Raw genomic sequence first — 15,179 nt, forward strand, 5'->3', positions numbered from 1 at the left:
CAGGCAACAGAACAGGAAATGAGCGTGAAGGGACTTGCAGCAGCCATAGCCGTTGTTGTCGTACTGGCTGTCATCAGCCTGTTTATCGGCGTCAGCGATGTGTCGCTGGGCACACTTTTCGGAGCCGGAAGGACCGACCGCGCAGCCGAAGTTTTGCTCATCAGCCGCATTCCACGCACCCTTGCAATCATTCTGGCGGGCATGTCGATGGCCGTTTCGGGCATGATCATGCAGATGCTGACACGCAACCGTTTCGTTGAACCATCGACGGCTGGCACAGTGGAATCTGCCAGTCTCGGCATTCTTCTGGTAATATTATTTGCACCCGAAACGCCTGTAATCGGCAAAATGCTGGTTGCTTCTGTCACAGCGCTTGCCGGAACCGCCCTCTTCCTTCGTATTCTTCGCGCGATTCCGTTGCGGTCCGTACTTGTGGTGCCCTTGGTCGGCCTCATGCTTGGTGGTGTCGTCAGTGCAATCACTACTTTCATTGCTTACCGCTTCGATCTCCTGCAATCGCTGAACTCCTGGACAACCGGCGATTTTTCAGGTGTCCTCCGTGGCCGCTATGAACTCTTATGGCTTGCATTCTTCCTGACCGTTATCGCCTACTTCGCCGCTGACCGCTTCACGGTCGCAGGACTGGGCGAAGATTTCACCACCAACCTTGGCCTAAATTATCGCCGTGTAGTCACACTTGGCCTTGTCATCGTTTCGATGGTCAGCGCATCAGTCGTTGTGACTGTTGGCATGATACCTTTCCTAGGTCTTATCGTTCCAAACGTTGTCAGCATGTTCATTGGAGACAATATGCGGCGCGCGGTGCCCTGGGTGGCAGTTCTTGGTGCTGGGCTCGTTCTTACCTGCGATATTGTTGGGCGGCTGGTCCGCTTCCCTTACGAAATTCCAATCGGCACAATGATGGGAGTCGTGGGAAGCATCATATTCCTCTACCTTCTGTTGCGGCGAGGTTCACGCCTTGCTTAAACGTCCTAGTTTGGTTCTCTTGCTGCTTTGCGTGCTCGCTCTCGTTGCGATGGCAGCATTCATGACAATCGGCGCAAAAGGGAGCTGGTCTTTTATCCTGTCCTTCCGTGGGACCAAGCTTGCGGCTATGGTACTGGTCGCATACTCGATTGCCGTTTCAACGGTTTTGTTCCAGACTGTCACAAATAACCGTATCCTGACCCCTTCGATCATGGGGTTCGATGCGCTCTATATCCTGATCCAGACATTGGTGATTTTCTTCTTCGGCGCCGTCCAGATCGATTGGATCGGACCGAATATTCGCTTTCTGGCAGAAACCGCTATCATGGTGGTTTTCGCTGGCGCACTCTATTACTGGCTCTTCTCTGGAGCAACGCGCAGCCTGCATCTCGTTATGCTTGTCGGCATTGTTTGCGGTGTTTTTTTCCGCAGCATTTCCAACCTGATGCAGCGGATGCTTGATCCAAATCTTTTCGCTGTCCTGCAAGACCGCTTTTTCGCCAGCTTCAACACCATCAATAGCGACATTCTGATTATGTCAGCCGTCATCGTTGCTGCAGTTTCGCTCTACGGTCTGCGCTTCGTCTATATCTTTGACGTCCTTTCACTCGGTAGGGATCCGGCAATCAATCTGGGCGTCGATCATCGGCGCATCGTGAACAAGATCCTGTTCATGGTCACGGTGCTGGTTTCGGTTTCCACCGCACTGGTAGGGCCGATTACCTTTTTCGGTCTTCTGGTCGCCAATCTGGCTTACATGCTTGCCGGTTCGGCAAAACACCGGTTTATCCTGCCTATAGCCATTTTGCTCGCAATCCTTTGCATCGTTGGCGGACAGACCATTCTTGAACGTGTTTTCTCATTCAACACCGCACTCAGTGTCATTATCGAGTTTCTGGGCGGCCTCGTCTTCATCATCCTTCTCGTCAGGGGGCACGCACGTTGATAGAAATCAGCCAAGTCAGCAAATCCTACAACGGCACGCTTGTCGTCGATGATGTGACTCTAAAACTACCAGCTTGCGGCATAACCTCGATCATCGGACCGAATGGTGCTGGAAAATCCACCTTACTCTCCATGGTCAGCCGTCTACTGCCTCTGGATAAAGGCCGTGTGACCGTAGACGGGCTCGATGTTTCAAGGACATCCGGTGATGTACTGGCAAAGCGCCTATCGATCCTGCGGCAAGAAAATGCAATCAATTCCCGCCTGACCGTGCGTGACCTGGTAACCTTTGGCCGTTACCCTTATTCCAAAGGCCGCCCAAACAGCGAAGATCGTAAACATGTCGAGCAGGCCATCGGATATCTTGGCCTTGACGATCTGAGCGGACGCTTTCTGGATGAGCTTTCAGGCGGACAACGCCAGCGCGCATTCGTGGCGATGGTGTTATGCCAGGATACAGATTATGTGCTGCTGGATGAACCGCTTAACAATCTTGATATGAAGCATTCCGCTTCAATGATGAAGCTGTTGCGGCGGGCTGCAGACGAACTTGGGAAAACCGTCGTTCTGGTTCTCCACGACATCAATTTCGCATCGTGCTATTCCGACCACATAGTCGCCATGCGCCACGGCAAGGTCGTCCATCAGGGAAGCCCGGATGAACTCATTCATCCAGAAATCCTTGCAGATATTTATGAGATGGAGATTGCCGTCGAAATCATCAGCGGCAAGCGCATTGGCGTCTATTATCTTTAAGCAACCGTGTCCGAAGGAAACAGTGCTTGCAAGGCATCATATGATGCCATCACGGTTTCCATTTGGGCCGTGTGTCCCTTGACGAAGGCATCGCCATAAACCGTCTCATCCGGATATTCGGTGATGAGCGTCAATGGCACCGTATGGCGGTCATCAACGCCGACAAGACACGGGAAACCATTGATGATGCGGAAGCCCGTTTCGCCTGCATGTTGCTCGAAAAGCCTGATCTGAGCATTGTTATAAGCTACCAATCCATCAATCGCAGCCAGATGCTTTGTCACGCGGTCGATCAGTTCTTCTGCTTCCTTTTCCCAGGAGGCATGGTGGCGGATGATCAGGAAAAAGCCCTTCGGTAGCGTCCACATCGCAAAGGATCGCGGCACATAGCCTGATAGCGGACGTGTCCATTCGTGCGATGGATAACCGTGCAGGTTGACGTGTAGTTTCGCGTCAGTTCGCTTTTCCGCCTCGACGCGAATGGCCTTTTCGTAAAGCCCTTCGCCGCTGCGATATTCCAGATCATCACCCAGCGCCGTATAGCGCGCCGCGTGGTGCATGTGGTGCGGCTGAAGTGCACAGAGCCGCTTATGTATCTCGTATCCGTCCGGGTTTTCCTGCGGTGAGATCGTGAAATGCGCACCTTCGTGCGCAGCAAGCCGGTCGGCCGCACGCAACGCTCCGACAACACCGGTCGTTTCGTTGGCGTGCTGACCAGCGCTGATCATCATCGCGGCATTGCTGCCCTTACGATAAGTCGCGCGCACCGTTCGGCCAGAGCGAGTTTTCGCTTCAAACGGCTCACCGCCCAGTCTGGCGATTTCACGGCGTATCTGATCGGCGGAAAGCGGCGCTTGCGCCGTTTCCAGAACCTGCTCTGCAGTCAACGCATCATAGGTGGAAAGTGGACGTGTTTCCACTTTGACTGACGGTTCGGCATCGCGAAAGCGGACTTCCGGCACAATCTGACCCGGCTGCAAACCACGGTCGCCAACCGGACGACCAGACTTTTTCTGAAAAACTTCCAGCAGCGAGAAATAGATATCCTCGTGCATGGATTCGGTGAGGCTCAGCGTTTCTTCATTGTAAGGCAGACGACGGTCGGTAATAGGCAGACTGACTGCAATGTTCAGCTCTTCGAAATAAGGTTCGCCACGCTTCCAGTCATGGGCGGCGATGGTCGAAACGGTGTCATGAAACAGCTTTTCATACGAAGTCTCATAGCGCGCGCTTTCGGTCTTGCCGTCCTGCGTGACGGTCAGCCAACCGGTTGGCGACACCAGCGTTTCACCGATGAAATCCACATGCACGCGGTTGGGCGCGAAAACGCGATGGTTCTCGCTATGGCCATCAGCAAAGACCAGATCGACGTCATAATGAAAATCGTCTTTGCCGGACGCTGCAAAAGTCAGTTCCACCTTCGGTAGCAACGCAGACAAGGGATAGGTTTCGAGCAGGAAACGGTTCTGCACGCAGGCCTCATGACGCGGATAACGGATCACAGCCGACTTCAGCGCCCCGCCATCCACTTCCTCCAGAAAGAAGTGCAGGAGCGGCTTATAAGCCGAATGCAGCCGCGCCTCGACGTCTGCTTCACGCAGCTTCGTTTCGGCGGCAAAGCGGCTCGGCTGATCATCGAACAGCCATGCTTCCACCTTCGCGCCGCGCATTTCCGGTTTCAGAAAGTGCTCGACAAGCGCATGAACGGTGCGCGGATAGGTTTTCTCAAAAAGCACGCTCATCGGGAAGTCCTGCCAGTTGGGTCGAGGCTGTCACGCAGCCAGTCGCCAAGGAGATTGAGGCCAAGCACGGTGAAGAGAATGGCGAGGCCCGGGAAAATGCTCACCCACCATGCCGTCTGGAGATAAGTGCGCCCGTCGGCCAGCATGCCGCCCCAGCTTGGAATGGTGGGGTCAACACCGAGACCGAGGAAGGTCAGGCTCGATTCCAGCAGAATATTGTTAGCGACATTGAGCGTCATCAGCACGATCACCGGACCAAGCAGATTCGGCAGCAGATGCTGGCAGATGATACGCCAGTCTTTCACACCAATGGCGCGGGCCGACAGGATGAACTCACGCTCGCGCAGCGACAGCACCGAGCCACGCACCAGTCGCGCATATTGCACGCATTGCGAGACGATCAGCAAAATGATGGTGTTGAACAGTCCGCCGCCCAGAATGGCCATGACCGTGATGGCAAGCAGGATGAACGGCATGGCAAGCTGCACATCGACAAAGCGCATCAGCGCCATGTCCCAGAAGCCGCGATAATAGCCGGCGACGAGACCCATGATGGTGCCGATAACCACAGAACCGATCACCGAAACAAACCCGACGAACAGCGAAATCTTACCGCCGGTGACGACACGCACCAGCACGTCACGGCCCAGCGGGTCGGTGCCGAAAATATGAGCTGGATTGACGAATGGCGGCGTCAAGCGCGCCAGAAGATCGATCTTGTTGGCGCCGCCCGGAAACAAATAGCCGGAGAAAATCACGGCCAGACAGATGCAGCCAGTCAGCACAACGCCGACGATGAATTCAAGGCTCGCGAAACGCGAAAACAGAACGGATGAGGTCTTGGTCGCCATGGGTCCTACTCCGTGCGGATACGCGGATCGACAAGGCCATAGGCGATGTCCACGAGAAGATTGACGCCGATGATCAGCATGGAAAGGATCGCGATAGTGGCCTGCAAGACAGGATAATCGCGCCCGGCGACGGCGTCGAAGGCAAGCGTGCCCATGCCCGGCCAGTTGAACACGCGTTCCACCACCACGATACCGCCGAGAAGGCCGCCAAACTGAAGGCCGAGATAGGTAATCAGCGGAATGGCGCAATTGCGTAGCGCATGCTTGTAGAGAACCTTGTTCTCGCTCAGCCCCTTGGCGCGCGCCACCATGATATATTGCGATTGTAGCGTCTCCAGCATTGCTGTGCGCACAAGGCGAACATTGGTCGCGGTCAGAATGATGCCCATGGTGAGCGCTGGCATGATAAAGCTTGCAATGCCGCTCATGCCGCTTGGTGGCAGCCATTGCAGCGAGATGCCGAACAGCAGCACCAGCATAGTCGCCAGCCAGAAATTCGGAAAGGATAGGCCCACAAGCGAGCAGATGCGGATCAGCTGATCTGCCCATTTCCCTCGCGACACGGCGGCCTTGATGCCGAGTGGAACTGAAATGACGATGGAAACAAACAGTGAGGCGAAGGCCAGCATCAATGTAGCAGGCAGAGCGCTACCGACCAGTGTTGAAACAGGCGTGCCACCGAGGAAGCTGCGCCCAAGATTCATCGTGAACAGCCCTTTGAGGAACTGCCAATATTGAACGAAGAACGGCTGGTTGAGACCAAGACCTTCGCGGATGCGCGCGAGATCGGCTTCGGTGATGCTGCCAGCACCTTGCGTCAGCATCAATGCCGGATCGCCTGTCAGGCGGACCGTGAAAGCGACGAGCAGTGTCATCGCGATAAGCACGAATAACGCCTGCAAAATTCGTTTGATCAGAAATCCGGCCACCAGTGCGCCTCCGAAATGCTGCAGCAAGCCGGTCAACTCCGGCTTGCTGTATTGTCATTCTTGCTTATTCGACAGTAACGTCCGTCAGACGGAGACGGCTGTCGGGAACCGGCACAAAGTTTTTCACGCGCTTGTTGACGCCGAAGATTGCCTTGAGGTTATAGAGCGGCATTTCCAGTGCGCGGTTGGCCGCGTAATGCGCGATTTCCTGGAGGAGCTTTTCACGCTCACCACGATCAAGAACCGAACGCTGCGCTTCCAGCATCTTGTCGAGCTTTTCGTCCTTGTCGTACGGGTTCCACTTCTCGCCCGAATGATACATGGAATAAGCGGTGTTATCGTAATCGAAGGTCCAACCGCCCCAGGACTGCTGGAACATTGCGCCGGTTTTGCCCTGCGGAATGATGTCGTTCAGCAGAACATTGGTGTCGTAAGGCTTGATCGTTGCATTGATACCGACCATCTGCAGGAAGCTCGCGACGGCCTGCGCCACTTCATTGAAGCTTGCATCCTGACCACGCACGTCAATCTGGACATTTGCACCGGGCTGAACACCCGCTTCTTCGAGCAGTTTCTTTGCGCCTTCCGGGTCGTAAGGCAGTGGCTTCATGTTCGGATCGAAGCCGAAGGACAGCGAACCCTGGAAGCTTGCAATCGGCTCTGCCTGACCTGCCAGAATGGACTGAATGATCGCGTCGCGATCCACAGACATAATCAGCGCCTTGCGCACGCGCTCATCCTTGGTGATTCCGTCAGCCGTATTGAAGCGCAATGCATAAACGGTTGGACCGGATGCCGTGAGAAGTTGCAGCTTCGGATCGCTCTGTATGGTCGGGATCATGCCAATCGGAATGGTCGGCGGAATGACCAGATCGACGCGACCGGCCTGAAGTTCGGCAACAGCGGTCGAAGGCTCGGTGATGAAGCGATATTCCAGTTCGGAAAGCTTCGGCGCGCCGCCCCAATGATCGGCGAAAGCCTCAAGCTTGATGTTTACCTTCGGCTCATAGGACACGAATTTGAAAGGTCCGGTGCCAACCGGATGGGTGTTGAAATAATCGTCGCCCTTTTCCTGAATGTACTTTGGCGGAACAATCATGCCACCGTAACCGGCCAGCTTGGTGATAAGAACTGGATCTGGTGCTTTCAGATGAAAATCAACGGTCTTGTCGTCGATGACCTCCACCTTTTCGATGGCGATATAATTCGAACGCTGCGGGCCTTTCGCGCCTTCGTGACCGAGCAAACGCTCAAAGGTGAACTTGACGGCGTCGGCATTGAACGGCTCGCCGTTCTGGAACTTAACGTTCTCACGCAGATGGAAGCGAATGCGCTTGCCTTCGTCCAACTCTTCCCACGAGGTCGCGAGCGCCGGAACAATCTTGAGGTCTGGTCCGCGATAGACGAGACCATCGAAAATATTGGTGGCGACAGAAGCCCAGTTGACGAGGAAAGTGTCGATCGGATCCCAGCTGCCCGGGTCCTGTGGCGACGAAACGGTCAGCTTTCCGGCAGCGAAAGCCGGAGCAGATGCAAACACTGCCGCCGAGAGAGCGGAAGCCATGAGAACGGCTTTAAGTGTTTTCCTTATCATTGTTTTTCCCCTTTGGGTTTCTGTTGAACTTTATGCCTCAGGCTGTTTCGGCCACGAAATGCCCGGTTGCGACTTCGCGATGGCGATAGATCGACGGTTTGTCGTCGATCCGGCGTGTCGTGCTTGGAATTTCACCTTCCAGCGCAGGCCGGTTGGTACGCGCCGACGGATCGGCAATCGGCACAGCCGAGAGAAGCCGTTTCGTGTAATCATGTGACGGTGTCTCAAACACCTGCTGCCGCGAGCCGAGTTCCATGATCTGGCCTAGATAAAGGACAGCGACGCGATGACTCATCTTCTCGACCACCGCCATGTCATGGCTGATGAAGAGATAAGCCAAGCCCTGCTCTTTCTGCAGGTCCATGAACAGGTTGATGACCTGAGCCTGAATGGAAACATCGAGCGCCGACAGGGCTTCATCGGCGATGATGAGCTTAGGCTTGGAGGCAAGTGCACGCGCTATGCAGACGCGCTGGCGCTGACCGCCGGAAAACTCGTGCGGATAGCGCTTGGCGTGTTCCGGACCAAGGCCAACCCGCTCCAGCAATTCCGCCACGCGCGCATTGATTGCCTTGTCATTGTCGAGAAGGCCATGCGTGCGGATGGGTTCTGCAATGGAAAAGCCGACCGTCTTGCGTGGATCGAGCGATGCGAACGGGTCCTGGAAAATATACTGCACTTCACGGCGCATGGCATAACGCTCGGCAGCGCTCATGGCCGAATAGGCCTTGCCGTTGAAACGGATATCGCCGGAAAGCGGCGTCTGCAATTGCTGGATGGTGCGCCCAATGGTCGATTTGCCCGAACCGGATTCACCGACCAGCGCCAGCGTTTCGCCCGGATAAATATCGAATGCGACCTTCGACACCGCGTTACAGACATGGGTGATCTTGCCAAACAGGTTCTTCTTGATCGGAAAGCGCACGTAAAGATCGTCCACGGAAAGCAACGGCTTGTCGCCATAACGCGCCGTGTCCTGAATGCGCTCCTCACCCGTCAGAACAGGCACACCGTCGCGCATGGTCATGACCGGCATTCGCTTGGGGAATGCTTCGCCCGTCATGCTGCCAAGCTTCGGCACTGCCGACAGCAGCGTCTTGGTATAGGCATGTTCCGGCTTCGAAAAAATCTGCCCGACCGGGCCTTCCTCGACCTTCCTGCCCTTCCACATGACGACGACATCGTCGGCCATTTCCGCCACCACGCCCATGTCGTGCGTGATGAAAATTACCGCCATTTCAAGCTCTTGCTGCAAATCTCTGATAATGTGCAGTATCTGGGCCTGAATGGTCACATCGAGTGCCGTCGTCGGCTCATCGGCGATCAACAGCTTCGGGCGGCAGGCAAGAGCCATGGCGATCATGACGCGCTGGCGCATACCACCGGAAAGCTGATGCGGATAGCGCTTCAGCAGCCCTTCCGCATCCGGCAGTCGAACCATTTCCAGAAGTCGCTTCCCCTCGGCAAGCGCCGCCTGCTGGGTCATGCCTTCATGCAACATCAGCACTTCGGATAGCTGATTACCGATGGTGAAAACCGGATTGAGTGACGTCATCGGCTCCTGGAAGATCATGGCGATCTCCTTGCCGCGAATGCCCCGCATCGTCTTCTGATCGGCCTTGAGCAGATCGCGCTCGCCAAACAGAATGCGGCCGGACGGGAATTTCGCGCCGCTCATATCGGCAAGCCGCATGATGGAAAGCGATGTGATGGACTTGCCCGAACCGGATTCACCCACCACAGCCAGCGTGCGACCGGGATGGACCGAGAAGCTCAGATCGTCAACGACACGGCTCGCGCCAAATTCGACACTGAGCCCATCGACGGTCAGCAGAGGTTTTGAAACTGGTTCGCTCAACTCGGTTCCGCTCAAACTTTCAACCCTCTTAAAGTGTGATGGCAGACCGCGTGGCCTGATTGAATGCACCGGACATGAAGCGCAGAAGGGCGGCCACTTCGGAAAGCGTTTCTTCCGATGGGCGCGCATTTAAGGTGGAATCAACCAGAAGACGCTCGCGAATCTGCGCATAGCGCGCGCAGGCATCGGCGCCCTTGGCGGTGATCTTCACCGTCTTTTCCTTTGCCGCCTTGCCGGTCGTCAGCAAGCCGGCATTTTCAAGCTTGCGAATGGCATAGGTGGCAATATGCGTGTCTTCAATGTCGAGAACGAGGCAGATATCGGCAAGCTTCTTCTCGCGATCACGATGGCGGATCGAATGGAGAATCAACACTTCAATGGGCGAAAGCCCCGGCAATCCCGCCGCGGCCATGCAGCGAACCATCCAGCGTGAAAAGGCGTGCGATGCGAGAATGAGGCCATATTCAACCTCGGACATGCCGGGCGAACCGCCTTCAGCCAGATGCGCGGACGAAACAATGGGGCCTATCGAGGCAACCGGGCGTAAATGCTTGGGCAGCGTGACTTCATCGAAGCCAGCCTCCTGTATTTCGTCTCCGGTTTTAGGCTCTTCCTCAAGAGCCTTATCTTTACCCATTTTGACGCTCCCGCTTTTATGTGAATTTTATGTCATCATCTTATCGACATTTTGTCAATAAAATGTGACTATTAATTTCAGAAGTGTTTTCAGAATACACAACTCAATGCATCTGGAATTTTGTGTGAGGGAGCCAGCGATGAGCGGAACGGGACGCGGAGTATGGGACTTCTGGATCGACCGCGGCGGTACGTTTACGGACGTCATCGGGCGGGATCCGCAGGGCCAGCTCCATGCACGCAAGGTTCTCTCCGAAAACCCGTCTGCCTATAAGGATGCCGCCGTTCACGGCATTCGTCTGCATCTTGGCCTCGAGACCGGCGAAGCTGTTCCCGCCGGAATCATTGGCGAAGTTCGCATGGGCACGACGGTCGCGACCAATGCGCTTCTCGAGCGCAAGGGCGAGCGGCTGGCTCTTGTCACCACCAAGGGCTTTCGCGATGCGCTGCGCATTGGCTATCAGGAGCGCAAGAACATCTTTGCGACTGAAATCATCAAGCCGGAAGCGCTTTATGAAAAGGTCGTGGAGCTGAACGAACGTGTTCAGGCAGACGGCACAGTTGAAACGGCGCTCGATCCCGCCGAGGCCGAAGCCGTACTGGTTACGCTAAAGGAACAGGGCTACAAATCCGTCGCCATCGCCCTCATGCATGCTTATAAGTTCCCCGCGCATGAGGCTGAAATTGCTCGCATTGCGCGTGGTCTCGACTTTGAACAGGTCTCCGTCAGCCACGAGGTTTCCCCACTGATCAAGCTGGTCGGGCGTGGCGATACCACGGTCGTCGATGCCTATCTGTCGCCAGTTCTCCGCCGTTATGTTGCGCAAGTATCCAACGAACTGGATGTCGAGCGCACCGGCGCGCGCGTCATGTTCATGATGTCGTCTGGTGGTCTTACGGCAGCCGATCTGTTTCAGGGCAAGGATGCGATCCTTTCCGGCCCGGCAGGCGGCGTTGTCGGCCTCGCCCGTACCGGCGAAACGGCAGGTTTCCCGAAAGTCATCGGCTTCGACATGGGCGGCACCTCCACGGACGTCGCGCATTTCGACGGTGAATATGAACGCGCTTTCGAAACGGAAGTGGCCGGAGTGCGCGTTCGCGCGCCCATGATGCTGATCCACACGGTCGCCGCAGGCGGCGGCTCGATCCTGCATTATGACGCCGGACGTTTCCGCGTCGGCCCGGATTCGGCAGGCGCCAATCCCGGTCCAGCCTGCTACCGCAATGGCGGTCCGCTCGCCGTCACCGACGCCAATGTCATGCTGGGCAAGCTGTTGCCGGAATTCTTCCCGGCGATCTTTGGTTCCGAACAGAACCAGCCGCTTGATGTGGAACGGGTGCGGGAACTCTTCACCGCGCTTGCAGCCGAAATCGGCGACGGCCGTACGCCGGAAGCAGTTGCCGATGGCTTCATCCGCATTGCGGTTGCCAATATGGTCGAGGCTATCAAGAAAATTTCCGTCCAGCGCGGCTATGATGTGACGCGCTATGCGCTCAACTGTTTCGGTGGCGCAGGCGGTCAGCACGCCTGCCTCGTAGCCGATGCGCTTGGCATGAAGAATATTCTTCTCCATCCGATGTCCGGTCTGCTTTCCGCCTATGGCATGGGTCTTGCTGATATTCGCGCTACCCGTCAAAAGGCGCTCGGCGTCGCGCTTGATCCAGCAGCGCCCGCAGCCCTGAAGAAACTCGGCGAAGAACTGGCGCAGGAATGCGTTGCCGAACTTCTGACCCAAGGTATCGAGGCCGTAGCCGTACAGCGTCACCTGCGAGCGCATATCCGCTATGCGGGCACCGACACGGTGCTGTCCGTTGAAGCCTCCTTCCCCGCAGAGGACAATGCTGATCGTCTTCGCGCCGAGTTCGAGGCAGCCCATAAGCGTCGCTTTGGCTTTATTGCGGAAAACAAGGCTCTTGTTATCGATGCCGTGGAAGTTGAAGCCGTAGGTGGTGGCGCAGGCGAGACCGAAAGCGCCCAATCGCTCGACAGCGATCTGGAAGCTGCAACGGCCAAGCGAACCAATTTCTTCTCGCAAGGCGAGTTGCACGACGCAGGCGTTGTCTTGCGGGAGCAGATGCAGCGCGGCCAGACCGTCACCGGCCCGGCGATCATCATCGAGAAGAACCAGACCATCGTCATCGAAGATGGCTGGCAGGCGCGCCTGACCGCCCATGACCACGTGGTACTGACGCGCATTAAGGCGCTGCCTACGCGCACGGCCATCGGCACCGAAGCCGATCCGGTCATGCTGGAGATTTTCAACAATCTCTTTATGTCTATTGCCGAGCAAATGGGCGTGACGCTTCAAAACACCGCTTATTCGGTGAACATAAAAGAACGCCTCGACTTCTCCTGTGCAGTTTTCGACGCCGCCGGCAATCTCGTCGCCAATGCACCGCATATGCCCGTGCATCTCGGTTCCATGGATGCATCGGTCGCGACCGCCATCCGCGAGAACAGCGACATCAAGCCGGGTGACGTGTTCCTCATCAACGCGCCATACAATGGCGGCACCCATCTTCCCGACCTCACCGTCTGCACGCCAGTTTTCGATGATAAGAATCGCGAAATCCGATTCTGGGTCGCTAGCCGTGGCCACCATGCGGATATTGGCGGCATAGCGCCGGGTTCCATGTCGCCGCTTGCGGTCAATATCGAGCAGGAAGGCGTCTATATCGACAATTTCAAGCTGGTGGATCGCGGCACCTTCCGTGAAGAGGCGCTCGCCGCTCTACTGACTGGCGCCACCTACCCTGTCCGCAACCTGACACAGAACGTCAACGATCTGAAGGCACAGATCGCCGCCAACGAAAAGGGCGTTGCCGAACTGAAAAAGATGATTGGTCTTTTCGGCGAGGATGTCGTGAAAGCCTATATGGGCCACGTTCAGGACAATGCCGCCGAAAGCGTGCGCCGCGTACTCGACAAGCTGCCGAACGGTCACTTCACCTATGAGATGGACCAGGGCTGCCAGATCGAGGTGCGCGTCACCATCGATAAGGAAAAGCGCGAAGCGACGGTCGATTTCACCGGCACGTCAGAACAGCGTTCCGACAACTTCAACGCGCCGGAACCCGTCACCCGCGCGGCTGTGCTCTATGTCTTCCGCGTGCTGGTCGAAGGCGACATTCCGATGAATGCGGGCTGCCTGCGGCCGATCAGGATCGTCGTGCCGGAAGGCTGCATGCTCTCGCCGCAATATCCGGCGGCAGTCGTAGCAGGCAATGTCGAGGTCAGTCAGGCTGTCACTAACTGTCTGTTCGGTGCGACCAAGGCGATGGCCGCAGCACAAGGCACCATGAACAACCTGACCTTCGGCAATGACGAGTATCAGTATTACGAGACCATTTGCTCCGGCGCTCCTGCCGGTCCCGGTTTCAACGGTGCCGATGCCGTACACACCCATATGACCAATTCACGCCTGACCGACCCGGAGATTCTGGAAACCCGTTTCCCCGTCTTGCTGGAGGACTTCCATATTCGCAAAGGTTCCGGCGGAAAGGGCAAATGGCATGCGGGCGATGGCACCAAGCGTACGATCCGCGCGTTGAAGACGCTCGAATTCGCCATTCTCTCCGGCCATCGCCGCGTAGCGCCATTCGGTCTGGAAGGCGGTGAAGCCGGTCAGACCGGTCGCAATGAAGTGCGCCGCAAAGACGGCTCAGTGGATGTGCTAGGCAATTGCGACCAGACCGTTCTGCAAGCAGGCGAAGCCTTCACCGTCATCACTCCGACTGGCGGTGGGTACGGCAAGCCGGAGTAATCCGGCATTTTTGAGAAGTGAACGCCGCCCCTTGGGCGGCTTTTTCGTTTTCAAACTCGTTATCGCAGACCGCCACTTTCAGTTATATGCGGAAGCATCTTCTACACCTGATCTGGACAAACGCTTCAGATAGAATACAATCCTATGCGACTATCAAAAATTGGAAATAATCTCTCAATTGAGGGGAATTGCGACCCGGTTTCGACGCATCATTGGAATTAAATTTCTGCGATCAATAGGACATCAACCAGATCACGGATACCAAAATGAAATTCGCTCAGATTCTCGCTACCGCAGGTATTATTCAGGCAGCCCTCTTCACTGGTGCAATGGCTGGAGAAAATCTCGACGCCATCAAGTCGGCTGGCGTTTTGAAGATTGGCACCGAAGGTACGTATGCGCCGTTTACCTATCATGACAAGGAAAACAAACTTGTCGGTTTCGATGTGGAAATTGGTGAAGCTGTTGCCGCCAAGCTCGGCGTAAAGCCGGAATTCGTGGAAGGCAAATGGGATGGCCTCATCGCAGGTCTTGATGCCAAGCGCTATGATGCCGTTATCAATCAGGTAGGCATTACCGAAGAACGCCAGAAGAAGTTCAACTTCTCCAATCCCTATATCGTTTCGAAAGTCGTTCTGATCGTCAACGACAAGGACGACACGATCAAGGATTTTGCCGACCTCAAGGGTAAGAAGTCCGCTCAATCGCTGACCAGCAACTATGGCAAGCTTGCGAAGGAGGCTGGGGCCGAGCTCGTCGCCACCGACGGTTTCGACCAGTCGATCCAGCTCGTTCTGACGGGCCGTGCCGACGCGACGCTCAATGACAGCCTCTCTTTCCTCGACTTCAAAAAGCATCAGCCGAAGGCGCCGGTCAAGATTGTGGCCGAGAAGGAGAATGCAGATGCTTCGGGCATCATTGTCCGTAAAGGCGATGACGATCTCGTAGCAGCCATCAACAAGGCTCTCGATGAAATCAAGGCCGACGGCACCTACGACAAGATTTCGCAGAAATATTTCGGTCAGGACGTCTCCAAGTAAGCGTCGGCCCCGGTTCATGCACGAAGCCGGAAGCTACTTCCGGCTTCGTTTTATTGTGATTGTGAAAAACTATTCCA

11 protein-coding genes are annotated in these 15,179 nt (G+C 55.9%); 5 read left to right on the forward strand and 6 right to left on the reverse strand.

All coding sequences use genetic code 11. The features are described 5' to 3' along the window. The first annotated feature begins 24 nt into the window (after nucleotides 1-24). From F9K94_RS16280 to F9K94_RS16290, 3 genes are read left to right on the forward strand one after another with little or no spacing between them, the layout of a single operon-like run. Nucleotides 25-987: an ABC transporter permease gene (locus tag F9K94_RS16280; RefSeq protein WP_061347067.1), complete on the forward strand. Its 963-nt coding sequence runs from the start codon at nucleotides 25-27 to the stop codon at nucleotides 985-987. After that, nucleotides 980-1,933, forward strand: a complete 954-nt coding sequence (locus F9K94_RS16285) for an iron chelate uptake ABC transporter family permease subunit (RefSeq protein ID WP_061347066.1) — start codon at nucleotides 980-982, stop codon at nucleotides 1,931-1,933. Before F9K94_RS16280 ends, F9K94_RS16285 begins: the two co-directional genes overlap by 8 nt. After that, nucleotides 1,930-2,688: an iron ABC transporter ATP-binding protein gene (locus F9K94_RS16290; RefSeq protein WP_061347065.1), complete on the forward strand. Its 759-nt coding sequence runs from the start codon at nucleotides 1,930-1,932 to the stop codon at nucleotides 2,686-2,688. Before F9K94_RS16285 ends, F9K94_RS16290 begins: the two co-directional genes overlap by 4 nt. Here F9K94_RS16290 and F9K94_RS16295 read toward each other — a convergent pair. The 6 genes from F9K94_RS16295 to F9K94_RS16320 form a co-directional block, all read right to left on the reverse strand. After that, on the reverse strand, nucleotides 2,685-4,430 hold the full coding sequence (locus tag F9K94_RS16295; protein WP_151646942.1) for a M14 family metallopeptidase: 1,746 nt from the start codon (nucleotides 4,428-4,430) through the stop codon (nucleotides 2,685-2,687). The genes F9K94_RS16290 and F9K94_RS16295 overlap by 4 nt on opposite strands. After that, a complete protein-coding gene (locus F9K94_RS16300) occupies nucleotides 4,427-5,281 on the reverse strand; it encodes an ABC transporter permease (protein WP_151646944.1) in 855 nt (284 codons plus the stop codon). Before F9K94_RS16300 ends, F9K94_RS16295 begins: the two co-directional genes overlap by 4 nt. Before the next feature lie 5 nt (nucleotides 5,282-5,286). Continuing rightward, nucleotides 5,287-6,210: an ABC transporter permease gene (locus tag F9K94_RS16305; protein ID WP_151646946.1), complete on the reverse strand. Its 924-nt coding sequence runs from the start codon at nucleotides 6,208-6,210 to the stop codon at nucleotides 5,287-5,289. Between the two features lie 64 nt (nucleotides 6,211-6,274). Beyond that, nucleotides 6,275-7,804: an ABC transporter substrate-binding protein gene (locus F9K94_RS16310; RefSeq protein ID WP_151646948.1), complete on the reverse strand. Its 1,530-nt coding sequence runs from the start codon at nucleotides 7,802-7,804 to the stop codon at nucleotides 6,275-6,277. A 37-nt stretch (nucleotides 7,805-7,841) separates the two neighbouring features. Continuing rightward, nucleotides 7,842-9,677 carry an ABC transporter ATP-binding protein gene (locus F9K94_RS16315; RefSeq protein WP_061347061.1) on the reverse strand — a complete coding sequence of 612 codons (1,836 nt, stop codon included), beginning with the start codon at nucleotides 9,675-9,677 and terminating at the stop codon, nucleotides 7,842-7,844. A 13-nt stretch (nucleotides 9,678-9,690) separates the two neighbouring features. Next, nucleotides 9,691-10,299 (reverse strand): winged helix DNA-binding protein, encoded by a 609-nt coding sequence (locus tag F9K94_RS16320; RefSeq protein WP_192799517.1) that lies wholly within the window; start codon nucleotides 10,297-10,299, stop codon nucleotides 9,691-9,693. A 139-nt stretch (nucleotides 10,300-10,438) separates the two neighbouring features. Here F9K94_RS16320 and F9K94_RS16325 point away from each other — a divergent pair, with 139 nt between their 5' ends. Beyond that, nucleotides 10,439-14,062, forward strand: coding sequence for a hydantoinase B/oxoprolinase family protein (locus F9K94_RS16325; protein ID WP_151646950.1), 3,624 nt, complete (start codon nucleotides 10,439-10,441; stop codon nucleotides 14,060-14,062). Nucleotides 14,063-14,328: 266 nt separating this feature from the next. After that, nucleotides 14,329-15,102 carry an amino acid ABC transporter substrate-binding protein gene (locus F9K94_RS16330; RefSeq protein ID WP_109986465.1) on the forward strand — a complete coding sequence of 258 codons (774 nt, stop codon included), beginning with the start codon at nucleotides 14,329-14,331 and terminating at the stop codon, nucleotides 15,100-15,102. Nucleotides 15,103-15,179: the final 77 nt, after the last annotated feature.

The organism is Brucella tritici, assembly GCF_008932285.1.
In the GTDB taxonomy this organism is placed as follows: Bacteria; Pseudomonadota; Alphaproteobacteria; order Rhizobiales; family Rhizobiaceae; genus Brucella; species Brucella tritici.